Below are 25,735 nucleotides of genomic sequence, written 5' to 3'. Positions count from 1 at the left end.
GCGCCGATGGTACTGCAGGGGGGACCCTGTGGGAGAGTAGGACGCCGCCGAACTAATTTTGATAAAAAGCCTCTGGCCTCGAGCATTTCGCTCGAGGCCAGAGGCTTTTTTGTTGTCCGTCATCTCGCGTTCACGTTCCCCCACCACCATCCAAGCCATGGGCACAGTTGCAATGCTGCAAGCCGCAGGCGTCGGAGCCGGAGACGAAGTGATCGTGCCGGCCTACGGAAACCCCGAGGTCGCCGAAGCCGTCGTACACGCCGGAGCGGCTCCCGTCTTCGCGGACATCGACGCGGACACCTACTGCATAGATCCCGCGCACGTCACCGACCTCGTGAACACGCGCACCGCGGCCGTCATCGCCGTCCACCGCTTCGGACACCGGGCCGACATCGCGCGGCTGCACGACCTCGGCAACAGGCACGGACTCCTCGTACTCGAACAAGGCGAATCCGAGAAGCCGTACGCCGAAGTGGCACAACGGCGGGCGCACGCCGCCTACCTGAGCGCGAGGCTCAACGGAGTGCGCACACCCGACGGGCACGAAGCGCACACCTACCAGCAGTACGTCGTGCGAGTCCCCGGCAACGGGCGGCCCGACCGGGACGCCTTCGCCCGCGTTCTGCGCGGCAAAGGCGTCGAGTGCAGTGTGCCGGTGAAAACGCCCGTGCACCGACTGCCCGCGTTCCGGCGTGATGTGGTGCTGCCCGAGACCGAACGGGCCGCCGACGAAACACTGGCGTTGCCCGTCGACGGAACGATGTCGCGAAAGCAGCTCCAACGCGTCGTGTCGGCATGCAACGCACTGGGTGGACTGCTGCAACCCGCCTTCTAGAAGGCCGGTTCGAGAGGGCCCGAACTTCAGGTATGCTTTATTTCGTTGCCGAGCGGGAAACCGCACAAGCAACAGGCCCCTATAGCTCAGTCGGTAGAGCGTCTCCATGGTAAGGAGAAGGTCAGCGGTTCGATTCCGCTTGGGGGCTCTGCAATTAAGGCTCTTGCCCTGATCGGGCGGGAGCCTTTTTCTGTTGCTCCCGCCCCCAACTGGCTGCCGCCCCCGCCGAATCAGTCGTGCTGGATACCGGGGACGCGCATCGCGAGGATCGCCATGTCGTCCGAAGGGGCGTCCGCCGCAAACCGCTCCACCGCCCGCATGATGCGCGCCGCCACCGCACCGGCCGTCAGGCCCGTACAACCCGACAGGACTTCGGCCAGGCCGTCGTCGCCGAGCATGCGCGTGCCCTCGCGGCGCTCCGTGATGCCATCGGTGACACAGAGCAGGACATCGCCCGGATCGAGCGTCATCGTCTGCTCGTACAGTTCGAGGTCGTCCATCACACCGAGCAGGGGCTGCGGTTCCGCGAACGGCTCCACCGAACCGTTCTGACGCAGGCGGAGCGGGAGCGGGTGGCCGGCGCAGACCATCTTGAGGACCGCCGAACCGTCCTCCTGCGGCCACAACTCCCCGTAGAGCAGCGTCAGGAAGCGGCTGCGGGCGCCCTCATCCAGGATTGCCGCGTTCAGGCGCTCCAGGACCGCCGGGCCGCCGAAGCCCTCGCGGGCCAGCAGACGCAGCGCATGGCGGGCCAGGCCGGTGACCGCGGCGGCCTCCGGGCCCGTGCCGCAGACGTCGCCGATCGCGAAGCCGTACGCGCCGTCGCGGATCGGGAAGAGATCGTAGAAGTCACCGCCCACCTCGTTGCCCTCACCGGCCGCGCGGTAGATGACCTCCACCTCGACGCCCGGGACGTGCGGAAGCTCCGGCGGGAGGAGGCTGCGCTGGAGGGACTGGCTGATGGCCATGCGCTCCGAGTACAGGCGCGCGTTGTCCAGAGCCAGCGCCGCCCGGCGGCTCAAGTCCTCGGCCAGCTCGAGGATTTCCTGCCGGAAGTGCTCGTCCGTGGGCTTGCCGAGCGTGAGCATGCCGATGACGCGGTTACGGGCGACGAGCGGCAGGACCACCGTCTCGCCGCCGACCGCGGAAGCTGTCGCCAGGGTCGTGCCGATGCCCGAACTGACGCTGGCCGGCTCTCCCAGGCCCAGGCTGCGCATCGACGTACGGAGTGCCGCCTGGTGGGCCGCTTCGGCGGGGGCAGGCCAGACGCGGGCGCCCGGGGTCGGCACGGGATCCGGCGGGGCGATCTTGGAAAGCAGGGCCTTGAGGCCGTCGATGCGGTCCTCGTCCTCGTGCAGGACGTAGGAGAGGTACGGGTCGGAGGCCTGGTCGGCGATCATGTAGACCGCGCACCAGGTGGCGAGCGTGGGGACCGTCATCTGGGCCATGAGCGCCAGGGTCTGATCCCGGTCGAGAGTGCCGGCCAGCAGGTCGGAGGCCTCGACGAGGAAGCTGAGGGAGCCGCGGCGGAGCTTCTCGAGCTCGCCCAGGCGGGCCGACTCGACGGCCATCGCGATGCGGTCGGCGGCGAACTGGAGGCGCAGCGCCTCCTCGTTGGAGTACCGGTCGGGGGCCTCGGCCGCGACGCCGAGGGAGCCGGTGAGTCGGCCCTCGACCTTCAGCGGGACCGTGACGACCGAGCGCATCCCCGTACCGCTCAACAGGGGGACCGCGCCCGGGACTTGATCGAGGTCCTCGTGGACGGCCGGCATCCGCGCCGAACCGTAGCGGCCGGGGCCGACCTCGACCGGGACTCTGGCGAAGCGCTGGCGCGCCGAGGGCAGGCCGGTGGAGGCACGGACCTCCAGCTCGGTCTCGTCGTCGGTGGCCAGGAGCAGGAACGCCGAGTCGGCGTCGAGCATGTCGCGGGCCCGCTCGACCGTGCGCTGCAGCAGGCCGTCGAGGTCGTCCGGGGCCGGAGAGCCGATGAAGACCTCGAACGGGTCCGCGCCCTGGCTGTCGGAGTGGCCGCCGCTGTCCGGCGACGGGAGGCGCAGCGGCGTCTGCAGGACGGCGCGCTCGTGATCGCGTACGAGGAGGCAGACCGTGGACGGGTCGCCGTCGGTGTCGCGGACGCGCAGGTGCGAGGCGTAGACCGGGTTCACGCGACCGCTGGCGCTGCGGATGCCGTAGCTGCCCTCCCAGCGGGAGAGCTGGAGCGCGTCGGCGATGCCCGTGCTGGTGCCGGGGGTGTGGGGCCAGGCGGCGAGGTCGGTGAGGGGTTTGCCCATGACGAGGTCGGCGGCATAACCGAAGAGGTGCTCCGCGTCCTCGTTCCACGCGGTGATCGCTCCGGTCTTGTCGATCTGTACGACCGCGACGCGGACGCGCTCGTCGGCGAGGGGCAGGAGGTCGATGGGGAGCACAGGGCCCGCGGCGCGGGTGCCCACGGAGCGCTCAGGGAGATCGATCTGGAACCAGACCTGCTTGTGCGTGGCCGAATAGTCGACGCCCCAGCGGCCGGCGAGCGCCGCGCAGAGCTGGAGGCCGCGGCCGCCCTCGCGGTCGGGGCTGCCCATGTTGATCGCGGAGGACTGGAGCGGGATCTCACGCTCCGGGTAACGGTCGGAGACCTCGATACGGACATGATCGTCACCGCGCAGGCACAGGACCTCCGCGGACGTGCCCGCGTGGACCACGGCATTTGTCACGAGTTCGCTGGTGAGGACCACGGCGTCGTCGATGATGTCGGCGTAACCCCACCCCTGCAGGGTGTCGCGCACGAAGGAACGCGCGGTCGCGACGGATCGCCCGACCGGTTCGAAGGTGGCAGCCGCGCGCGCGGTGATCACAGAACTCCTTGTACGAGTTGTACTCGCTGTACGAGTATCGAGGCCCAGGTCTCCCGTACCCATGTCGCGGCCGCCCCTCCGATGCCCGCTCGTTTTCCGCCACCGCCCGGGCCGGGCGGACCGGGGTGGGTGGACAGCCGCTGCCAAGGTTACTTACCTTCGCCGTCCATGCGGATGCCGGTCGCCGGAGTTTCCGTCCGGAGGGTGTGCGGAGGGTGTGCGAAGCTGCCGAACTGTTATGGCCTGGTTCGGCCAGGGTGAAACACTGGGCAAGCTTCCGGATAGGACGCATCGAGAAGCCGATGCGGCGGTAGAAGCGAACCCGAGCAACCCAAGCAGTTCTGGTCGACCCCTGCGGGAGGGACACAGTGGAGTCTGGCGCACCGACGCGGGGCAGGAAAGCGCGCGCAGAAGGCGGACAGTCCCTGAATAAACAGCACAAGCCGCGCAATGGCACCACAACGGTGGATACTGCGGCGCTGAACAGGCTGTTGGCAGGTCTCGTCGCGATGCGCGACGGTAATTTCCGCAAGCGGCTCACTGTCAGCGGTGACGGCGTGATGTCCGAGATCGCGGCTGTCTTCAACGAGGTGGCCGACCGGAATCTGCATCTGACCGGTGAACTGTCACGGGTGAGGCGGATGGTCGGCCGTGAGGGCAAGCTCACCGAGCGCCTGGAGACGGGCGCCTGCGAGGGCTCCTGGGCCGCCGCCATCAACGCCTCGAACGCGCTCGTCGACGATCTCGTACGACCCGTCTCCGAGGTCGGCCGGGTGCTCACGGCGGTCGCGGAAGGTGACCTGTCACCACGGATGGAGCTGCGCTCCCAGGTGCCGGACGGGACAGGGCATCCGTTGCGGGGCGAGTTCCTGAAGGTCGGGCGGACCGTCAACAACCTGGTCGACCAGCTCTCCACGTTCACCGACGAGGTCACGCGTGTGGCCAGTGAAGTGGGTACCGAGGGCAAGCTGGGTGGACAGGCGCGCGTACGTGGAATGTCCGGTTCGTGGAAAGACCTCACGGATTCGGTCAACACGATGGCGTACCGACTCACCGCACAGGTGCGTGACATTGCTCTCGTCACCACCGCGGTGGCCAAGGGCGACTTGTCCCGCAAGGTCACGGTTCACGTCGCGGGCGAGATGCTCGAGCTGAAGAACACCGTGAACACGATGGTGGACCAGCTGTCCTCGTTCTCCTCCGAGGTCACGCGGGTGGCCCGTGAGGTGGGCACGGAGGGTGAGCTGGGCGGGCAGGCCCAGGTGCCCGGTGTGGCCGGCGTGTGGAAGGACCTCACCGATTCGGTGAACCTCATGGCGGGCAATCTGACCGCCCAGGTGCGTGGGATCGCTCAGGTCACTACAGCTGTAGCGAACGGCGACCTCTCGCAGAAGGTGACGGTCTCGGCGCGCGGCGAGGTCGCCCAGCTCGCCGAGACGATCAACCAGATGACCGAGACGCTGCGTACGTTCGCGGACGAGGTCACCCGCGTCGCCAACGAGGTCGGGGCCGAGGGGCAGCTCGGCGGGCAGGCCAACGTGCCGGGCGCGGCCGGTACCTGGAAGGACCTGACGGACTCCGTCAACACGGTCTTCCGGAACCTCACCACGCAGGTGCGTGACATCGCCACTGTCACGACGGCGGTGGCCAACGGTGACCTCTCGCAAAAGGTCACCGTCGATGTCGCCGGCGAGATGCTGGAGCTCAAGAACACCGTCAACACCATGGTCGACCAGCTCTCGGCCTTCGGCTCGGAGGTGACCCGGGTCGCCCGGGAGATCGGCGTCGAGGGCGAGCTGGGCGGCCAGGCGCTCGTGGTGGGCGCCGCGGGTACGTGGAAGGACCTGACGGACTCCGTCAACACGGCTTTCCGCAACCTCACCGGTCAGGTGCGCAACATCGCCCAGGTGACGACGGCGGTGGCCAACGGTGACCTGTCGCAAAAGGTCACGGTCGACGTCTCCGGCGAGATGCTCCAGCTGAAGAACACCGTGAACACGATGGTGGACCAGCTCTCCAGCTTCGCCGACCAGGTGACCCGTATGGCGCGCGACGTGGGCACGGAGGGCCGCCTCGGCGGTCAGGCTCGTGTGGACGGTGTGAGCGGTACGTGGAAGGAGCTCACCGACTCCGTCAACTTCATGGCGGGGAACCTGACCTCTCAGGTGCGGCAGATCGCTCAGGTCACTACAGCTGTAGCGCGCGGTGACCTGTCGCAGAAGATCGACGTGGATGCGCGCGGCGAGATCCTGGAGCTGAAGAACACCATCAACACGATGGTGGACCAGCTCTCCGCCTTCGCGGACCAGGTGACCCGCGTGGCCCGCGAGGTGGGCACCGAGGGGCGGCTCGGCGGTCAGGCGCAGGTGCCCGGCGTCGCCGGTGTGTGGCGCGACCTGACGGACTCCGTGAACGGCATGGCGGGCAACCTCACGGCCCAGGTGCGCAACATCGCGCAGGTGGCCACGGCGGTGGCGCGCGGTGACCTGTCGCAGAAGATCGACGTGGACGCGCGTGGCGAGATCCTGGAGCTGAAGAACACCCTCAACACGATGGTGGACCAGCTCTCGGCCTTCGCGGAGCAGGTCACGCGGGTGGCCCGCGAGGTGGGTACGGACGGCATCCTCGGCGGCCAGGCCGAGGTGCAGGGTGTGTCGGGTACGTGGAAGGACCTGACGCAGTCCGTGAACGGCATGGCGAACAACCTGACCCTTCAGGTGCGCAACATCGCCGAAGTCACTACAGCTGTAGCGCGCGGTGACCTCTCCAAGAAGATCACCGTCGACGCCAAGGGCGAGATCCTCGAACTCGTCACCACGGTGAACACGATGGTCGATCAGCTGTCGTCCTTCGCCGAGCAGGTGACGCGCGTCGCGCGCGAGGTGGGCACCGAGGGGCAGCTCGGCGGGCAGGCGCGGGTGTCCGGCATCACCGGCATCTGGAAGGACCTGAGCGACAACGTCAACCTGATGGCCAACAACCTGACCATGCAGGTGCGCAACATCTCCCAGGTCGCCAACGCCGTGGCCAACGGCGACCTGACCCGTACGGTCACGATCGAGGCGCGCGGCGAGGTCGCGCAGCTCGCCGACACGTTCAACACGATGGTGAAGACCCTGAGTTCCTTCGCCGACCAGGTCACCAAGGTGGCCCGTGAGGTGGGCACGGACGGCATCCTCGGCGGCCAGGCCCGCGTACCCGGCGTGGCCGGCACGTGGAAGGACCTCACCGAGTCCGTGAACGGCATGGCGTCGAACCTCACCGGCCAGGTGCGCAACATCGCGATGGTGACGACCGCCATCGCCAAGGGCGACCTGACCAAGAAGATCGACATCGACGCGCGGGGCGAGATCCTCGAACTGAAGACGACGATCAACACGATGGTCGACCAGCTGTCGTCCTTCGCCGAGCAGGTCACCAGGGTGGCGCGTGAGGTGGGCACGGAAGGGCAGCTGGGCGGTCAGGCGCGGGTTCGCGACGTGGACGGCACCTGGCGCGACCTGACGGAGTCCGTGAACGAGATGGCCGGGAACCTGACCCGGCAGGTGCGCGCCATCGCGGCCGTCGCCACCGCGGTGACGCGCGGTGACCTCAATCTGAAGATCGACGTCGACGCGGCGGGCGAGATCCAGGTCCTCCAGGACAACATCAACAAGATGATCTCCAACCTGCGCGACACCACGATCGCCAACGAGGAGCAGGACTGGTTGAAGGGCAACCTCGCCCGTATCTCGGGTCTGATGCAGGGCCGTCGCGACCTCGACGACGTGGCCTCGCTCATCATGAGCGAGCTGACGCCGGTGGTCTCGGCGCAGCACGGCGCGTTCTTCCTGGCGCTGCCGCTGGACGACGGCGCCGATCCGACGACCGCGCCCGAGGACGCGTACGAGCTGCGTATGTGCGGCAGCTACGGCTACTCGATGGGCTCCATGCCGACGTCGTTCCGACCCGGCGAGACGCTCATCGGGACGGCCGCGCAGGAGCGGCGCACGATCCTCGTGGACAACGCGCCCAGCGGCTACCTGAAGATCGCCTCCGGGCTCGGTGAGGCGCCGCCGGCGCAGGTCATCGTGATCCCCGTGCTCTTCGAGGGCACGGTGCTCGGCGTGATCGAGCTGGCGTCCTTCACGCCGTTCACGCAGATCCAGAAGGACTTCCTGGGGCAGATCGCGGAGATGATCGCGACGAGCGTCAACACGATCTCCGTCAATACGAAGACGGAAGTGCTGCTGAAGCAGTCGCAGGAGCTGACCGAGCAACTGCGCGAGCGGTCCGCCGAGTTGGAGAACCGGCAGAAGGCCCTCCAGGCGTCCAACGCCGAGCTGGAGGAGAAGGCCGAACTGCTCGCTCAGCAGAACCGTGACATCGAGGTGAAGAACACCGAGATCGAAGAGGCGCGGCAGGTCCTGGAGGAGCGCGCTGAGCAGCTCGCGGTGTCGATGCGCTACAAGAGCGAGTTCCTCGCGAACATGTCGCACGAGCTGCGCACTCCGCTCAACTCCTTGCTGATTCTTGCCAAGTTGCTTGCCGACAACGCCGACGCGAACCTCACGCCGAAGCAGGTCGAGTTCGCCGAGACGATCCACGGGGCGGGTTCCGACCTGCTCCAGTTGATCAACGACATCCTGGACCTGTCGAAGGTCGAGGCGGGCAAGATGGACGTCTCTCCGACGCGTATCGCCCTGGTGCAGCTCGTCGACTACGTAGAGGCGACGTTCCGGCCGCTGACCGCGGAGAAGCAACTCGACTTCTCCGTAAGGGTGTCGCCGGAGCTGCCCACCACCTTGCACACCGACGAACAGCGCCTCCTTCAGGTGCTGCGCAACCTGCTCTCCAATGCGGTGAAGTTCACGGACTCCGGCGCGGTGGAGCTCGTCATCAGGCCGGCGGGCGCCGACGTGCCGAACGCCATCCGTGAACAGCTCCTGGAAGCGGGCTCCTTGCGGGAGGCGGACGGTGATCTGATCGCCTTCTCGGTGACCGACACCGGTATCGGTATCGCGGCCAGCAAGATGCGGGTCATCTTCGAGGCGTTCAAGCAGGCCGACGGCACCACCAGCCGCAAGTACGGCGGTACGGGCCTGGGGCTCTCCATCAGCCGGGAGATCGCCCGCCTGCTGGGCGGCGAGATCCACGCGGCGAGCGAGTCCGGCCGCGGCTCCACGTTCACGCTGTACCTGCCGCTGCACCCGAGCGAGCTGCCGCCCCAGGGGTACACGCAGCTCGCCCCGGCCGTCGAGCCCGGCCGGCCGCTGGCCCTGGATGCCGCGCCCGAGCCGTCCGAGGTGGAGACCCCGGCGGAGGTGAAGTCGTACCAGGAGACGCAGAACGGTGCCGCGGCGCTGTTCCGGCGCCGTCGCCGCCCCACCCCGGCATCGGAGGCGCGCTCGGCGCTCTCCGGGCAGCCGACGCCCGCGCAGCAGCACTGGGACGAGATCGAGACGCAGGGCACTCCCAAGGTGCGGCGATCGTTCCACTTCGGCGGCGAGAAGGTGCTCATCGTCGACGACGACATCCGCAACGTCTTCGCGCTCACCAGCGTCCTGGAGCAGCACGGACTGTCGGTGCTGTACGCGGAGAACGGGCGGGAGGGCATCGAAGTCCTGGAGCAGCACGACGATGTGACGGTCGTGCTGATGGACATCATGATGCCGGAGATGGACGGCTACGCGACGACGACGGCGATCCGCAGGATGCCGCAGTTCGCCGGACTGCCGATCATCGCGCTCACCGCGAAGGCGATGAAGGGCGACCGGGAGAAGGCGATCGAGTCCGGCGCTTCCGACTACGTCACGAAGCCGGTGGATCCCGATCACCTGCTGTCCGTGATGGAGCAGTGGATGAGTGGTGAGTGATCGGAATCCGAAACTTTCACGCGAAGTTGCTGACTGAGTGTGGCCGTGTCCGTGTAGAAGCGCGGTAACCGGGGAACCTTCTGGTCTCCCACTGCGTTTCTGCTACGTGCACAGTGACATCTCGGTGACAGGGTGTGGCGGCGAGCGGGGTGCGGCTACGATGACCGGCACAAGGACGGACGGCGCAAGGGAGTCGTCCCCTGGGGCGGCGACAGAAGTCGCCTCGAATCCTGCGGACAGGGGCGGCCCCATGCCGGGGCGAGGAGGGCGGGCCATGGTGCAGAAGGCCAAGATCCTCCTGGTCGATGACCGGCCGGAGAATCTGCTGGCGCTGGAGGCCATTCTCTCCGCGCTCGATCAGACGCTGGTGCGGGCATCGTCCGGGGAGGAAGCGCTCAAGGCGCTGCTCACGGACGATTTCGCGGTCATTCTGTTGGCCGTTCAGATGCCCGGAATGGACGGATTTGAAACCGCGGCGCACATCAAGCGCCGGGAGCGGACCCGGGACATCCCGATCATCTTCCTCACGGCGATCAACCACGGTCCGCACCACACGTTCCGTGGTTATGCGGCGGGCGCGGTGGACTACATCTCCAAGCCGTTCGACCCGTGGGTGCTGCGCGCGAAGGTCTCGGTCTTCGTGGAGCTGTACATGAAGAACTGCCAGCTCAGAGAGCAGGCCGCGCTGCTTCGCCTCCAGTTGGAGGGCGGCGGCCGGTCGGTCGGCGACGCGAAGGAGCCCGCGGGGCTGCTCGCCGAGCTGTCGGCGCGGCTCGCCGCGGTCGAGGAGCAGGCCGAGGCGCTGTCCAAGCAGCTCGACGACGACTCCGCGGACGCGGCAGCCGTCGCCACCGCAGCGCACCTGGAGCGCAAACTGACCGGTCTGCGCCGGGCGCTCGACGCGCTGGAGCCCGGTACGGGCAACGGCGCGCCCTCGCTGCCGTCCCAGAGCTGAGGCCCTGCCCGGGCTTTGAGGGCGCGTCAGTTCTGGTACCGCCAGTTCGCGACACAAAAGGGTGAAGCGCTGGGCACACGTGTACGCGGGCGCCTCCCCCGGTAACCTCACACCTATGGCCTCACGTCCCGCAGCCAAGAAGTCGCCCGCGAAAAAGGCGGCCGCGCCGACCAAGGCTCCGGCGAAGAAGGCCCCTGCGAAAAGAGCTGCCGCCAAGAAGGCCGTGGCGAAGGCGCCCGCGAAGAAGGCCGCGGCGAAGAAGCCCGCGCCCAAGCCGGCGCCCAGCCCCACAGGGGGCTTGTACAGGCTCGTACGCGCCCTGTGGCTCGGCGCCGCGCACAGCGTAGGAGCGATGTTCCGCGGCATAGGGCGCGGCGCGAAGGGGCTCGACCCGGCGCACCGCAAGGACGGGCTTGCGCTCCTGCTGCTCGGCATCGCGCTGATCTGCGCGGCCGGTACCTGGTCCAATCTGCGCGGCCCGGTCGGCGACCTCGTCGAGATGCTGGTGACCGGCGCGTTCGGCCGGCTCGACCTGCTGGTGCCGATACTGCTCGGCCTGATCGCCGTACGCCTCATCCGGCACCCGGAGAAGCCCGAGGCCAACGGGCGCATCGTGATCGGCCTGTCCGCCCTCGTCGTCGGCGTGCTAGGACAGGTGCACATCGCGTGCGGCTCGCCGGCGCGCGACGACGGTATGCAGGCCATAAGGGACGCGGGCGGGCTCATCGGCTGGGCCGCCGCGACTCCGCTGAGCTTCACGATGACCGAGGTGCTCGCGGTCCCGCTGCTCGTCCTGCTCACCGTCTTCGGGCTGCTCGTGGTCACCGCGACGCCGGTCAACGCGATCCCGCAGCGGCTTCGGCTGCTCGGCGTGCGGCTCGGCATCGTCCACGACGACCTGGCCGTGGAGGAGTTCGCCGCCGAGGAGTACGACGAGGAGTGGCGCGAGGCCGCGCCCCCGCCCGCGAGGCGGCGCTCCGCGGCCCCCGAGACCTACGATCCCGGCCGCATAGAGGAAGACGCCCTCTCCAAGCGGCGCAGGGGCAGGCGCACGTCCGTGCAGCCCGCCATGGAGCGCCGCATGGACGCGGTGGACGTGGCCGCCGCAGCCGCCGCCGCGCTGGACGGTGCCGTGCTGCACGGCATGCCGCCGTCGCCGCTCGTCGCCGACCTCACGCAGGGCGTCGGCACCGAACGCGGGGAGCGCTCGGGGGAGACCCCCGCGCCGGAGCGCACGGCGCCCGTGCCGACGGCCCGGGGGAAGAAGTCCGCGCCGGTCGCCGCCGAGCCCGAGCCGACGCCGTCGAAGCTCGCCGTGCCCGACCTGACCAAGTCCTCGCCCGACGACGCCCGGGACCTGCCGCCGCGCGCCGAGCAGCTCCAGCTCGCCGGTGACATCACGTACGCGCTGCCCTCGCTCGACCTCCTGACGCGCGGCGGGCCCGGCAAGTCGCGCAGCGCCGCCAACGACGCCGTGGTCGACTCGCTCACGACCGTCTTCACCGAGTTCAAGGTGGACGCGGCCGTCACGGGCTTCACACGCGGTCCGACGGTCACGCGCTACGAGGTGGAGCTCGGCCCCGCCGTGAAGGTCGAGAAGATCACGGCCCTCGCGAAGAACATCGCCTACGCCGTCGCCTCCCCGGACGTCCGGATCATCAGCCCCATCCCCGGCAAGTCGGCGGTCGGCATCGAGATCCCCAACACCGACCGCGAAATGGTCAACGTCGGGGACGTGCTGCGCCTCGCCGACGCCGCCGAGGACGAGCACCCGATGCTGGTCGCGCTAGGCAAGGACGTCGAGGGCGGCTACGTGATGTCGAACCTCGCGAAAATGCCGCACATCCTGGTGGCCGGCGCCACCGGATCCGGCAAGTCGTCCTGCATCAACTGCCTGATCACCTCGGTCATGATGCGGGCCACGCCCGAGGACGTCCGGATGGTCCTCGTCGACCCCAAGCGCGTGGAGCTGACGGCGTACGAGGGGATTCCGCACCTCATCACGCCGATCATCACCAACCCGAAGAAGGCCGCCGAGGCGCTCCAGTGGGTCGTGCGCGAGATGGATCTGCGCTACGACGACCTCGCCGCGTTCGGCTACCGGCACATCGACGACTTCAACCAGGCGATCCGCGACGGCAAGCTCAAGACGCCCGAGGGCAGCGAGCGGGAGCTGAAGACGTACCCGTACCTGCTGGTGATCGTCGACGAGCTCGCCGACCTGATGATGGTCGCTCCGCGTGACGTGGAGGACGCCATCGTGCGGATCACGCAGCTCGCGCGCGCGGCCGGCATCCACCTGGTGCTCGCCACGCAGCGCCCGTCGGTCGACGTCGTCACGGGTCTCATCAAGGCGAACGTGCCCTCGCGCCTCGCCTTCGCCACCTCCTCCCTCGCCGACAGTCGCGTCATCCTCGACCAGCCGGGTGCCGAGAAGCTCATCGGCAAGGGCGACGGCCTGTACCTCCCGATGGGCGCGAACAAGCCGACCCGTATGCAGGGCGCTTTCGTCACGGAGGACGAGATCCATGCCGTCGTGCAGCACTGCAAGGACCAGATGGCGCCCGTCTTCCGGGACGACGTCACCGTGGGCACCAAGCAGAAGAAGGAGATCGACGAGGACATCGGCGACGACCTGGAGCTGCTGTGCGCCGCCGCCGAGCTGGTCGTCTCCACCCAGTTCGGGTCCACGTCCATGCTGCAGCGCAAGCTCCGGGTGGGCTTCGCCAAGGCCGGACGCCTGATGGACCTCATGGAGTCGCGCAACATCGTGGGACCCAGCGAGGGCTCGAAGGCCCGCGACGTCCTCGTGAAGCCGGACGAACTGGACGGAGTGCTCGCAGTGATCCGCGGGGAGACTCAATCCTGAGGATCTTTCGATTTTGATGTCACTCGTACGGGGATCCGGGGCAACCGTTTCCCCAACGAGTACGTCAAGTTGAGGGAAGGGACAACTTCTTGTCCCACCATCGGGATGTCGGGCCATTCTGATGGCGTACAAAGTCCGACCGCCCGGTTGCCCCACCCTTTCGTACCCCCCCTAGACTGAACCTCCAGCAGGTGGTTACACGCTCGAAAGGCGCCCCCGTGTCCATCGGCAACTCCCCTGAAGACGACCGTCCTTCGGAAGACCGTCCTTCAGAAGACCGTCCTTCCGATGACAGCACCCCGCGCGCGGACGACGGGCCCTCGATCGGTCGTGCCCTTCAGCAGGCACGTATCGCCGCGGGGCTGACCGTCGACGAGGTGAGCCAGTCCACCCGGGTGCGCGGCCCGATCGTGCACGCCATCGAAGAGGACGACTTCTCCCGCTGCGGCGGCGACGTGTACGCGCGCGGGCACATCCGGACGCTGGCGCGCGCCGTGGGCGTCGATCCCGAGCCGCTCCTCGAGCAGTACGGCGCCGAGCACGGCAACCGGCCCGCGCCCACACCCGCCACGCCGCTGTTCGAGGCCGAGCGCATCCGCTCCGAGCCGCGCCGGCCCAACTGGACCGCCGCCATGGTCGCCGCGATCGTGGCCGTCATCGCCTTCGTGGGCTACACCGTGGTCAACGGCGGCGACGACGGCGACAAGCAGCAGGCCGCCGAGGGCGCCACCCCCGCGACCAGCAAGCCCGCCCCGAAGCCGAGTCCCTCGACCAAGAAGCCGACCGACCCGAAGCCGGACCCGTCCGACAGCGCGATCGCGGCGGCTCCCCAGGACAAGGTCACCGTCAAGCTCAACGCCGCGGACGGACGCAGCTGGATCTCGGCGAAGGATCACAACGGGCGGATCATGTTCGACGGACTGCTCGAACAGGGGCAGACCAAGACGTTCCAGGACAGCCAGAAGATCGATCTCGTGCTCGGTGACGCGGGTGCCATACAGCTGTTCGTGAACGGCAAGCAGATCGAGGACGAGTTCCAGCCGGGCCAGGTCGAGCGCCTCACGTACACGAAGGGCGACCCCGAAGTCGGCTGAGCGACGGCCCCCGCGACGGCCTCGACGATGACCTGGGCGATCCTTCGGTAACCCTCGCGGCGAGGGCTGTCAGTGGAACAAAGTAGTCTTGAGTCCATGCCCGAACGCCGTACCGTCGCACTTGTCACCCTTGGCTGCGCCCGTAACGAGGTGGACTCGGAGGAGCTCGCAGGCCGCTTGGAGGCGGACGGCTGGGAGCTCGTCGAGGACGCCGAGTCCGCGGATGTCGCCGTCGTCAACACCTGTGGCTTCGTCGAAGCCGCCAAGAAGGACTCCGTCGACGCCCTGCTCGAGGCCAACGATCTCAAGGGCCATGGCAGAACCCAGGCCGTCGTGGCCGTCGGCTGCATGGCCGAGCGGTACGGCAAGGAGCTCGCCGACGCTCTGCCCGAGGCCGATGGCGTACTCGGCTTCGACGACTACGAGGACATCTCCGGCCGCCTGCAGACCATCCTCTCCGGCGGCAATGTGGAGGCGCACGCCCCGCGCGACCGGCGCAAGCTGCTGCCGATCAGCCCTGCCGAGCGCCAGGAGGCCGGTGCCGGGATCGCGCTTCCCGGCCACGCCCCGGCGGACCTGCCCGACGGGCTCGCGCCCGCGTCCGGGCCGCGCGCGCCGCTGCGCCGCCGGCTCGACGGGGCGCCCGTCGCCTCCGTGAAGCTGGCCTCCGGCTGTGACCGGCGCTGCTCGTTCTGCGCCATCCCCTCGTTCCGCGGCTCCTTCATCTCGCGCCGCCCCAGTGACGTGCTGAACGAGACGCGCTGGCTCGCCGAGCAGGGCGTCAAGGAGGTCATGCTGGTCTCCGAGAACAACACGTCGTACGGCAAGGACCTGGGCGACATCCGCCTTCTGGAGTCCCTGCTGCCCGAGCTGGCCGCCGTCGACGGGATCGAGCGGGTCCGCGTCAGCTACCTGCAGCCCGCCGAGATGCGGCCCGGCCTCATCGACGTCCTGACGGGCACCGACAAGGTCGTCCCGTACTTCGACCTCTCCTTCCAGCACTCGGCGCCCGGCGTGCTGCGCGCGATGCGCCGCTTCGGTGACACCGACCGCTTCCTGGAGCTGCTCGACACCATTCGGAGCAAGGCACCGCAGGCCGGTGTCCGGTCCAACTTCATCGTGGGCTTCCCCGGTGAGTCCGAGTCCGACTTCGCCGAGCTGGAGCGCTTCCTGAACGGCGCGCGGCTGGACGCCATCGGTGTGTTCGGCTACTCCGACGAGGAGGGCACGGAAGCGGCGACGTACGAGAACAAGCTGGACGAGGACGTCGTCGCCGAGCGCCTCGCGCGCGTGTCGCGCCTTGCCGAGCAGCTGGTGTCGCAGCGGGCCGAGGAGCGCCTGGGCGAGACCGTCGAGGTGCTCGTGGAGTCCGTGGACGACGAGGACGGTGTCGTCGGGCGCGGCGCGCACCAGGCGCCCGAGACGGACGGGCAGGTGCGGCTCACGGGCGGCGCCGGACTGAGCGTCGGCCGTATGGTCGAGGCAAAGGTGGTGGGCACCGAGGGCGTGGACCTCGTCGCCGAGCCGCTCGACAGGTTTGAGGAGGCGGCCAGATGACCGGAGTCCCGGCATCCGCCACGGGCGGGACCGGCACGCCGGCGCCCGGCGGCAAGCTGGGCGCTGCGGCCGTCGATCAGGCCAGCCTGTGGAACGTCGCCAATCTCCTGACCATGGTGCGGCTGCTGCTCGTGCCCGGGTTCGTGATGCTCATGCTGGCCGACGGCGGGTACGACCCGGCGTGGCGGGCCTGGGCGTGGGCGGCGTTCGCCGTCGCGATGATCACCGATGTCTTCGACGGGCATCTGGCGCGTACGTACAACCTGGTCACCGACTTCGGGAAGATCGCCGACCCCATCGCCGACAAGGCGATCATGGGCGCGGCGCTGATCTGTCTGTCCTCCCTCGGGGATCTGCCGTGGTGGGTGACGGGCGTCATCCTCGGGCGTGAGCTCGGGATCACGCTGATGCGTTTCCTGGTGATCCGGTACGGAGTCATTCCGGCCAGCCGCGGCGGCAAGATGAAGACGCTCGCGCAGGGCACGGCCGTTGGGATGTACGTGCTGGCGCTGACCGGGCCGCTCGCCACGTTCCGGTTCTGGGTGATGGCGGTGGCCGTCGCGCTGACCGTGCTGACCGGGCTCGACTACGTTCGCCAGGCGGTCGTGCTGCGGCGCGCGGGTCTGGCGGAGGTGGCGGTCGCGGCGGCCGTGTCCCAGGCCGCGTCGTCGGGGACCGTGTCTTCGGAAGCCGCGTCTTCGGAAGTCGTGTCCTCGGAGGCTGCGACGTCGGAGGCGGCGCCCTCGGGTGCCGCGCCTTCGGGAGCCGTGTCTTCGGAAGCTGCGTCGTCGGAGGCGGCCGAGAAGTGACGGACGAGGCTGTCGAGGCGCTGCGGCTGCTGATCGCGCGGGGGGAGACCCTCGCCGTGGCCGAGTCGCTGACCGGTGGCCTGGTCGCCGCGGAGCTGGTGGCGGTGCCCGGCGCCTCGAAGGCCTTCCGCGGATCGGTCACGGCGTACGCGACCGAGCTCAAGCACGAGCTGCTCGGTGTCGATGCCGACCTGCTGGCCGCGCACGGACCCGTCCATCCCGACGTCGCGCTGCAGATGGCGGCGGGTGTTCGGGAAGCGCTCGGCGCGGACTGGGGGATCGCCACGACCGGCGTCGCCGGGCCCGAGCCGCAGGACGGACAGCCGGTAGGCACCGTCTACGTGGCCGCCGTGGGGCCCCGGAACAGTGCGCCGAAGGGCACACGTAATTTCGCTGGTAGCCGCAAAGTGCTCGAGCTGCGGTTGAACGGCGGCCGTACGGAAATCCGTAGGGAGAGTGTACGCAGCGTGCTCGGCCTCATCATGGAAGAGCTGGTCGGAGGGTGTTCCGACGAACGTCGTGGGAATGCGCGGGCACAGGATACGGAACAGAACGGGGGGTTTTGATGTTTGCAGCCCTGAGTGAACACGACATCGCTCCCCGCACGGCCGCCGCACGAGGCGGTACGGTGGGGCGTGAAGGATGCGGCTACGCGGTCCGAGGAGGGAGCCACCGATGATTCTGCTCCGTCGCCTGCTGGGTGACGTGCTGCGTCGGCAGCGCCAGCGCCAGGGCCGTACTCTGCGCGAAGTCTCCTCGTCCGCCCGAGTCTCGCTCGGCTATCTCTCCGAGGTGGAGCGGGGGCAGAAGGAGGCATCCTCCGAGCTGCTTTCCGCTATCTGCGACGCGCTTGACGTACGGATGTCCGAGCTGATGCGCGAGGTGAGTGACGAGCTCGCTCTCGCGGAGCTGGCCGAGTCGGCAGCAGCGGTCCCGTCGGAACCGGTGCGCGCACCGGTTCGTCCGATGCTCAATGCGGTCTCCGTGACCGGCGTCCCGCCGGAACGAGTGACCATCAAGGCGCCTGCGGAGGCGGTCGACGTCGTAGCGGCGTAGCGCCTTGCGCAGTGTGAATTCGAGGAAGCCCCGGCTGGGAACAAGGTCGGGGCTTTCGGCTGTCCGCCCCAGGCCGAAGATTCCGGATTCGTCTTCTCGTGTGTCCGTAATAGTGCATCTATGCCATCGTTGAGCGTGATTTCACTACGGAGGTAACGGATGTACGTCGTGAAGAGTCCGCTGTCCGATGCTGACCTGAAGACCGTGTCCGAGGCGCTCCAGGGCGCGCTCGTGGATCTGGTGGACCTCTCCCTGGTGGCGAAGCAGGTCCACTGGAACGTGGTCGGTCCCCGGTTCCGTTCCGTGCACCTCCAGCTCGACGAGGTGGTGGACACCGCTCGACAGCACTCCGACACGGTCGCGGAGCGGGCCTCGACGCTGGGCGTCCCGCCGGACGGACGGGCGAAGACCGTGGCCGCCAGCAGCGGTATCGGCGCGGTGTCGGACGGCTGGGTGAAGGACACGGATGCCGTGGGGACGCTCGTGGAGGCGCTCGGCGCGGTGATCACCCGTATGCGCGAGCGGATCGAGGCGACCGGTGAGGCGGACCCGGTGAGCCAGGACATCTTCATCGGCATCACGGCTGATCTGGAGAAGCACCACTGGATGTTCCAGGCCGAGAACCGCGGCTGAATCCGGTAGCCGCACGGGCGGTGCGGAGTGCGGGGGCGTGTCACGGGGCTCGTGACGCGCCCCTCGGTACGCCCTGTCGAGGCCGGTGGCAGGTGTTCGGCGTTCGAGGCGCGAGGTCCGGGTGACGGGCGGAGGTGAGCGGTCGTGGCAGGGCGGCTGCTGCGCTGGATACCGGGCCTGGTGCTCGGCGGGCTGTGGTGGTGGGGTGTGCTGCGGCTGGCCTTCGCGCCGGACGCGGGAGCATTCGAGGGGGCGGTGGCCGCGGGGGGCTGGGGGCTGAGTCTGCTGCCGGTGCACGCACTGCCGAAGTCGCGGGCGGCGGGCGTCGCCGGTGCGTCGGGGCGGCACGGGGCGCGGGCGCGGCACGGGGGGCGGGCGCGGCACGGGGGGCGGGCAGGACGGGCGGGGTGGAGTGTCGAGGCGGGGATGCGGGGGCGGGTCACCAAGGCATGGCGACGCCGCCGTTCGGACGGAGGATCTGACCGGTCGTGAACGCCGCGGCGTCCGAGGCCAGATGCAGCACCGCGTGTGCGATGTCCTCCGGTTCGCCGACCCGGCCGAGCGGGGCCATGCGCACCATCAGGGATTCCGTGTGGGCCTGGGCGCTCTCGTCGTGGCGGGTCGTCATCGGGGTACGGATCCAGCCCGGCGCGACCGCGTTGACGCGGATGCCGTGACGGCCGACCTCCGTGGCGAGAGTCTTGGTGAGCTGGACCACGGCGGCCTTGGCGGCGCCGTAGCAGAGGAGGCCGGGGCCGCCCGTGTCGACCGCGCCCGACGCCATGGTGACGATGCTGCCGGGGGTGCCGGCCGCGATCATCGTGCGGGCCGCCTCCTGGCAGGCGTACAGGACGCCCTTGAAGTTGATGGCGAGTACGCGGTCCAGGTCCTCGTCGAGGGTCTCCAGGACGGGGCTGTTGTGCATGACTCCGGCGATGGCGGCCATGATGTCCAGCGTGCCGGTGGGGGCGGCCGCGGCTCTGACGGCCTCGGCGATCTGTGTGCGGTCGGACACGTCCAGGGTGTGGGTGTGGGCCGTGCCGCCGCTCTCTTCGACGAGGGCCGCCGTCTCGTGCAGGCCCTGTGCGTCGCGGTCCGCGCAGTGCACGGTGGCTCCTGCCTCGGCGAGGAGCGCGGCCGAGGCACGTCCGATGCCGCTCGCGGCGCCGGTGACGAGTGCGGTGCGGCCGGTGAGGTCGTACGCCTTGACGGGCATGGGGGGACCGTACGAGTGTTTCTGACGGGCCGTCAATTGCTGGGGCGGGGTTATCTGGTGGGCCGGGCTTGCCTGGTGGGTCCGGCTTGACCGGTGGGGTGTGGGCCCGGCTGGCAGGTGGGGCACCAGTAGGTGGGACGTTCGCGGGAGCCGTCGCCCTGTTCGGCCACGCGGATCCGGGTGCGGCAGCGCAGGCAGGGGCGCGAGGCTCGGCCGTAGACGTACAGGCGCTCGCCGGGGCCGGCGCGGCCGGTGGTGACGCGGTTGGGGCGGTCACGGTTGAACTCGAGGAGCTTCTTGGAGAGCAGCGGGAGGTGCTCGGCGGTGTCGGGGTCCAGCTCGCCGACCGGCAGCCAGGGCGTGATACCCAGGAGGAAGCAGAGTTCGGACTTGAACACGTTGCCGATGCCGGCGAGGTTGCGCTGGTCGAGAACGGCCTCGCCGACGGCGCGGTCGGGGTCCTTGCGCAGGTTGCTCAATGCCTTGTCGGGGTCCCAGTCCGGGCCGAGGAGGTCGGGGCCGAGGTGGCCCACGGCCTTCTCCTCCTCGCTGGTGCGCAGCAGTTCGAGTACGGGGAGGCGGTAGCCCACGGCCGCGTGCGACTCGTTGGCGAGGATGGCCCGGATCTGGAAGGCGGGGCCACCGCGCCAGCGCTCGCCGGGGGCATAGATCTTCCAGGAGCCGTCCATCCGCAGGTGCGAGTGGAGGGTGAGGTCGCCCTCGATACGGGTCATCAGGTGCTTGCCGCGCGAGATGACCTCCAGGACCGTGCGCCCGGTGAGGTCCGCCGTGGCGAACCGGGGGACGCGCAGGTCCGAGCGGATGAGGACCTGGCCCGCGAGCGCGGTGTGCAGCCGCTTGGCGGCCTGCAGAACGGTGTCTCCTTCGGGCATGCCTCCAGGGTAGGCGGCCTGCTGTCGCGGGGGCGGTTGTGCGGGCGGGCCGGCGTGCTTGGGGGAGGGGCGTCGATGTGGGGGCGGGGTGGGTCGGGGCGTCCCGGCGTGGGGTGAGGGGTCGGTGATGGGCTTCTACGCGCGGGGCGCGGGCCTGGGGGGCGGTTGTGCGGGCGCGGGCGTGCTCGGTGGAGTGACGTCGGGGTGGAGTGCCGGGTGTCGGGGAGCCTCCGCGTGGGACGAGGGATCGGTGACGGGCTTCTACGCGTGTTGGGGGTGTGCTCGGTGGAGCCAGTGTCCGGGTGGGGCGCGGGGTGTCAGGGCGCCTCCGCGTGGGGGCCGGGGGATCGGCTCTTACGCGCGCAGGCGTAGGCCTCGGGGTGTTGCGTGGAAGCCGGAGCCTTCCAGGAGAGGGGCGTACGGGGCGGTGAGCGCGGCCTCGCCGTTGATCCGCTCGACGGTGATCGTGCCGAGGGCGCCGGAGCGGGCCGCCTCGGCCAGGGCCTGGGCGGCGGCGGGCAGGCGGGGGTCGTCCGCGAGGTGGGCGGCGGACGGCGGGGCGGAGTCGGCCTCCTCGGTGCTGGGCCAGGCGAGGAGGCTCTTGCCGCCGCGCTCCATGTACAGCGTCAGCTCGCCGTCGACCAGGACCACCAGGGAACCGGCTTTGCGGCCCGGTTTGTGGCCCGCGTGCGCGGGCGGCTCGGGCCACGGGAGGGCCGCGCCGTACGCGTTGGCCGGGTCGGCGGCGGCGAGGACCAGGGCGCGGGCGGGAGCCGAACGGCCGGCCGGGGCGCCGGCCTGGCCGAACGGGTCGGGCGGTGGCGTCCCGCGCTCCTGCGCGTTGGCCGCCGCACGCAGGCGGTCCACCGCGCCGTCCATCGCGAACTGGGCGGCGCCGAGACCCTCCACCACATAGCCGCGCCGGGCCTGCCCGCTCTCCTCGAAGACGGACAGGATCCGGTAGATCGCCGAGAAGCCGCCCTCGATGCCTTCGGCGGCGACCGCGCCACGGGTCACCACGCCGTGCCGGTCGAGAAGCGTGCGGGCCAGGGCGTGCCCGCGCACGGTCGGGTCGGGCTCCTGGGCGGGCAGGAGCGACCAGCGGCCTGCGACGGTGGGCGGGCCCGTGCGCGAGGTGGCTCTGGCGGCGGCCGTCAGGCTTCCGTAACGGCCGCGCGGGACGGATCTGCGGGCCCGGTGGGCGGTGGATCCCGCGGTGCGTCCCGAGCCGAGGAGGGACCGCAACGGGGCGAGCGTGTCGTTCGTGAGCCGGCCCGACCAGGCCAGGTCCCAAAGGACGTCGGCCAGTTGGGGATCGGTGGCGGTGAGGGGAGTGCCGCTCCGGCCCTCCAGATCCTGAGTGGTGGCGCGGACCTGGTCGGCGATCTGCCGGAAGAACAGGCCGTAGCCGCCGGAGAGGCTGTCCAGGACTGCCTGATGGAGCGGCGTGAGCTCCAGGGGGTGCGCAGGCGGCAGAAGGAGCGGGGCGGCGTCGGCGAGGTAGAGGGAGACCCAGCCGTCCTTGCCCGGCAGGGAGCCCGCGCCCGCCCACAACACCTCGCCGGAGGCCGTGAGTTCGTCGAGCAGCGCCGGAGCGTAGCCGGAGACGCGGGAGGGCAGGACGAGCTTCTCCAGGGCCGAGGCGGGCACGGAGGCGCCCTGGAGCTGCTCGACGGCGCGCACCAGACCGTCGATGCCGCGCAGGCCGTGCCCGCTCACGTTCTGCCACTGAGGCAGGAACTGGGCCAGAGCGGCGGGCGGTACCGGTTCGAGTTCGTGCCGCAGCGCGGCGAGAGAGCGGCGGCGCAGACGGCGCAGCACAGTGGCGTCGCACCACTCCTGGCCGATGCCCGCGGGGTGGAACTCGCCCTGGACCACCCGGCCGTTCGCGGCGAGCCGCTGGAGGGCGCCCTCCGTGACCGCGGCGCCCAGGCCGAAGCGGGCCGCCGCCTGGGTGGAGGTGAACGGGCCGTGCGTGCGGGCGTAGCGGGCCAGTAGGTCGCCGAGGGGGTCCTTGACCGGCTCGGTGAAGGCCTCGGGGACACCGACCGGGAGGGCCGTGCCGAGGGCGTCGCGCAGGCGGCCCGCGTCCTCGATCGCCGCCCAGTGGTCGGCGCCGGCGACGCGGACCCGGATGGCGCGCCTGGCGGACGCGAGCTCCTCGGCCCAGCCGGGCTCGGCGCCCCGCTCCACCAGCTCGCCGTCCGTGAGCGGTCCCAGCAGACGCAGCAGGTCCGCGACTCCTTCGACGCTCTTGATCCGCCGGTCCTCCGTGCGCCACTGCAGCTCCTGCTCGAGCTCGGCCAGGACGTCCGCGTCGAGCAGCTCGCGCAGCTCGGCCTGGCCCAGGAGCTCGGCCAGCAGCCGGGAGTCCAGGGACAGCGCTGCCGCGCGGCGCTCGGCGAGCGGGGAGTCACCCTCGTAGAGGAACTGCGCGACGTAACCGAACAGGAGCGAGCGGGCGAAGGGGGATGCCTCCGGAGTGGTGACCTCGACGAGGCGCACCTTGCGGGACTCGATGTCGCCCATCAGCTCCGCGAGCCCCGGTACGTCGAAGACGTCCTGCAGGCATTCCCGCACCGCCTCCAGGACGATCGGGAAGGAGCCGAACTCGCTGGCCACCTCCAGCAGCTGTGAAGCGCGCTGGCGCTGCTGCCACAGCGGTGTGCGCTTGCCGGGGTTGCGCTTCGGGAGCAGAAGCGCGCGGGCGGCGCACTCGCGGAAGCGGGAGGCGAACAGGGCCGAGCCGCCCACCTGGTCGGTGACGATCTGGTCGACGTCCCCCTTGTCGAAGGCGACGTCGGCGGCGCCGATGGGGGCCTGATCGGAGTCGTACTCCAGGCCCGGCTTGGACGGCTCCTGGTCGAGGAGGTCCAGGCCCATCAGATCGGCGTCGGGCAGGCGCAGCACGATGCCGTCGTCGGCGTGCATGACCTGGGCGTCCATGCCGTACTTCTCGCTGAGCCGGGCGCCCAGGGCGAGCGCCCAAGGGGCGTGCACCTGGGCGCCGAAGGGGGAGTGGACGACGACGCGCCAGTCGCCCAGCTCGTCGCGGAAACGCTCGACCACGATGGTGCGGTCGTCCGGGATGTGGCCGCAGGCCTCGCGCTGCTCGGCGAGGTACGACAACACGTTCTCCGCGGCCCAGGTGTCGAGGCCCGCGGCGGCGAGGCGCACGCGCGCGTCGTCGGGTTTCTGTGAACCTACCTCGCGAAGGAAGGCGCCCAGCGCCCGCCCCAGTTCGAGCGGGCGGCCGAGCTGGTCGCCCTTCCAGAAGGGCAGCCGGCCGGGAACGCCGGGGGCGGGTGAGACGAGGACGCGGTCGCGCGTGATGTCCTCGATCCGCCAGGAGCTGGTGCCCAGCGTGAAGACATCCCCGATGCGGGACTCGTAGACCATCTCCTCGTCGAGCTCGCCGACGCGGCCGCCGCCCTTCTTGGGGTCGGTGCCCGCGAGGAAGACGCCGAACAGGCCGCGGTCGGGGATCGTGCCTCCGGAGGTGACGGCCAGGCGCTGGGCTCCGGGGCGGCCCGTGACGGTGCCGGCGACGCGGTCCCAGACGACGCGGGGGCGCAGCTCGGCGAAGGCGTCGGAGGGATAGCGGCCCGCGAGCATGTCGAGGACGCCGGTGAACGCCGACTCGGGGAGCGAGGCGAAGGGGGCCGCCCGGCGGGCCAGCGCCAGCAGGTCGTCGACCTGCCAGGTGTCCATGGCCGTCATCGCGACCAACTGCTGGGCGAGCACGTCCAGGGGGTTGCCCGGGACACGCAGCGACTCGATGGCGCCCGAGCGCATCCGCTCGGTCACCACCGCGGACTGCACGAGGTCGCCGCGGTACTTCGGGAAGACGACTCCGGTGGAGACTGCGCCCACCTGGTGGCCCGCACGGCCCACGCGCTGCAGGCCGGAGGCGACGGAGGGCGGTGATTCCACCTGCACGACGAGGTCGACGGCGCCCATGTCGATTCCGAGCTCGAGGCTGGAGGTGGCGACCACGGCCGGCAGACGGCCCGCCTTCAGGTCCTCCTCGACGAGCTGGCGCTGCTCCTTGGAGACCGAGCCGTGGTGCGCGCGGGCGATGACCTGCGGGGCGCCCGTCGCGGCGCCGGAGCCGCCCATCAGCTCGGCGGGGGAGTGGTCCTCGGGAAGGGCCTCACCGGTGGCCCGCTCGTACGCGATCTCGTTCAGCCTGTTGCACAAGCGCTCCGCCAGACGCCGGGAGTTGGCGAAGACGATCGTCGAACGGTGGGCCTCGATGAGGTCCGCGATGCGCTCCTCCACGGAGGGCCAGATCGACGGGCGCTCGGCCCCCTGGTCGGAGTCGGCGACCGGAGAGCCGCCGAGCTCGCCCAGATCCTCGACCGGGACGACCACCGACAGGTCGAACTCCTTGCCGGACGGCGGCTGGACGATCTCCACCTTGCGCTGCGGCGACAGATAGCGCGCCACCTCGTCGACCGGCCGGACCGTCGCGGACAGGCCGATGCGGCGGGCCGGGCGGGGCAGCAGCTCGTCCAGGCGCTCCAGGGAGAGCGCCAGGTGGGCGCCGCGCTTGGTGCCGGCCACCGCGTGCACCTCGTCCAGGATCACCGTCTCGATGCCGGTCAGCGCATCGCGCGTGGCCGACGTCAGCATCAGGAACAGCGACTCCGGTGTCGTGATCAGGATGTCCGGCGGGCGCGTGGCCAGCGCGCGGCGCTCGGCGGGCGGGGTGTCGCCGGAGCGGATGCCGACCTTCACCTCGGGCTCGGGCATGCCGAGGCGCACGGCCTCCTGGCGGATGCCGGTCAGAGGGCTGCGCAGATTGCGCTCCACGTCGACCGCGAGGGCCTTCATCGGTGACACGTACAGGACGCGGCAGCGCTTCTTCGGGTCGGCGGGCGGGGGCGTCGAGGCGAGCTGGTCGAGGGCGGCGAGGAACGCGGCGAGCGTCTTGCCCGAACCGGTCGGTGCGACGACCAGGACGTCCGACCCCTCGCCGATCGCCTGCCACGCTCCGGCCTGAGCGGGTGTGGGCGCGGAGAAGGCCCCCGTGAACCAACCGCGCGTCGCGGGGGAGAACCCGTCAAGGGCGCCGCGGGCGCCCTGCCTGGACCTGACCATGACCCCAT

Annotated in this window: 14 protein-coding genes and 1 tRNA gene; 11 read left to right on the top strand and 4 right to left on the bottom strand. The window is 70.2% G+C overall.

Annotated elements, in window-relative coordinates; all coding sequences use genetic code 11:
- The first annotated feature begins 172 nt into the window (after positions 1-172).
- A complete protein-coding gene (locus tag ABD366_RS30840) occupies positions 173-835 on the top strand; it encodes a DegT/DnrJ/EryC1/StrS family aminotransferase (RefSeq protein ID WP_324769254.1) in 663 nt (220 codons plus the stop codon).
- A 75-nt stretch (positions 836-910) separates the two neighbouring features.
- Positions 911-983: transfer RNA gene (locus tag ABD366_RS30835), tRNA-Thr, on the top strand.
- Positions 984-1,065: 82 nt separating this feature from the next.
- On the opposite strand, the gene ABD366_RS30830 is transcribed toward ABD366_RS30835, so the two are convergent.
- Complete coding sequence (locus ABD366_RS30830; protein ID WP_324769047.1) at positions 1,066-3,687, bottom strand: SpoIIE family protein phosphatase; 2,622 nt, start codon at positions 3,685-3,687, stop codon at positions 1,066-1,068.
- Positions 3,688-4,055: 368 nt separating this feature from the next.
- On the opposite strand from ABD366_RS30830, the gene ABD366_RS30825 reads away from it, so the two are divergent.
- The 9 genes from ABD366_RS30825 (at position 4,056) to ABD366_RS30785 (ending at position 18,515) form a co-directional block, all read left to right on the top strand.
- Entirely contained in the window at positions 4,056-9,542 is a 5,487-nt protein-coding gene (locus tag ABD366_RS30825; protein WP_324769048.1) for a HAMP domain-containing protein, read from the top strand.
- 274 nt (positions 9,543-9,816) lie between these two features.
- On the top strand, positions 9,817-10,497 hold the full coding sequence (locus tag ABD366_RS30820; protein WP_324769049.1) for a response regulator: 681 nt from the start codon (positions 9,817-9,819) through the stop codon (positions 10,495-10,497).
- A gap of 115 nt (positions 10,498-10,612) precedes the next feature.
- A complete protein-coding gene (locus ABD366_RS30815) occupies positions 10,613-13,366 on the top strand; it encodes a DNA translocase FtsK (RefSeq protein WP_324769050.1) in 2,754 nt (917 codons plus the stop codon).
- A gap of 218 nt (positions 13,367-13,584) precedes the next feature.
- On the top strand, positions 13,585-14,460 hold the full coding sequence (locus ABD366_RS30810) for a helix-turn-helix domain-containing protein (protein ID WP_324769051.1): 876 nt from the start codon (positions 13,585-13,587) through the stop codon (positions 14,458-14,460).
- A gap of 96 nt (positions 14,461-14,556) precedes the next feature.
- On the top strand, positions 14,557-16,017 hold the full coding sequence (rimO, locus tag ABD366_RS30805) for a 30S ribosomal protein S12 methylthiotransferase RimO (RefSeq protein ID WP_324769052.1): 1,461 nt from the start codon (positions 14,557-14,559) through the stop codon (positions 16,015-16,017).
- Positions 16,014-16,826, top strand: coding sequence for a CDP-diacylglycerol--glycerol-3-phosphate 3-phosphatidyltransferase (pgsA, locus tag ABD366_RS30800; protein WP_324769053.1), 813 nt, complete (start codon positions 16,014-16,016; stop codon positions 16,824-16,826). The genes rimO and pgsA overlap by 4 nt, the downstream gene beginning before the upstream one ends.
- Positions 16,823-17,392: a CinA family protein gene (locus tag ABD366_RS30795; RefSeq protein ID WP_324769054.1), complete on the top strand. Its 570-nt coding sequence runs from the start codon at positions 16,823-16,825 to the stop codon at positions 17,390-17,392. The genes pgsA and ABD366_RS30795 overlap by 4 nt, the downstream gene beginning before the upstream one ends.
- A 109-nt stretch (positions 17,393-17,501) precedes the next feature.
- On the top strand, positions 17,502-17,882 hold the full coding sequence (locus tag ABD366_RS30790; protein ID WP_324769056.1) for a helix-turn-helix domain-containing protein: 381 nt from the start codon (positions 17,502-17,504) through the stop codon (positions 17,880-17,882).
- A 159-nt stretch (positions 17,883-18,041) separates the two neighbouring features.
- A complete protein-coding gene (locus tag ABD366_RS30785) occupies positions 18,042-18,515 on the top strand; it encodes a Dps family protein (RefSeq protein ID WP_324769058.1) in 474 nt (157 codons plus the stop codon).
- A 439-nt stretch (positions 18,516-18,954) separates the two neighbouring features.
- On the opposite strand, the gene ABD366_RS30775 is transcribed toward ABD366_RS30785, so the two are convergent.
- The 3 genes from ABD366_RS30775 to ABD366_RS30765 all read right to left on the bottom strand — a co-directional run bounded on the left by ABD366_RS30775 (position 18,955) and on the right by ABD366_RS30765 (position 25,727).
- On the bottom strand, positions 18,955-19,731 hold the full coding sequence (locus ABD366_RS30775) for an SDR family NAD(P)-dependent oxidoreductase (protein WP_324769060.1): 777 nt from the start codon (positions 19,729-19,731) through the stop codon (positions 18,955-18,957).
- A gap of 50 nt (positions 19,732-19,781) precedes the next feature.
- Complete coding sequence (locus ABD366_RS30770; RefSeq protein ID WP_324769061.1) at positions 19,782-20,624, bottom strand: DNA-formamidopyrimidine glycosylase family protein; 843 nt, start codon at positions 20,622-20,624, stop codon at positions 19,782-19,784.
- A gap of 354 nt (positions 20,625-20,978) precedes the next feature.
- Positions 20,979-25,727 (bottom strand): ATP-dependent helicase, encoded by a 4,749-nt coding sequence (locus ABD366_RS30765; RefSeq protein WP_324769063.1) that lies wholly within the window; start codon positions 25,725-25,727, stop codon positions 20,979-20,981.
- Between the last annotated feature and the right edge of the window lie 8 nt (positions 25,728-25,735).

The sequence above is a fragment of the Streptomyces kunmingensis genome (genome assembly GCF_039533535.1).
In the GTDB taxonomy this organism is placed as follows: Bacteria; Actinomycetota; Actinomycetes; order Streptomycetales; family Streptomycetaceae; genus Streptomyces; species Streptomyces kunmingensis.
The sequence above is the reverse complement of the archived record's forward strand: the minus strand, read 5'-3'. Positions and strand labels throughout refer to the sequence as shown.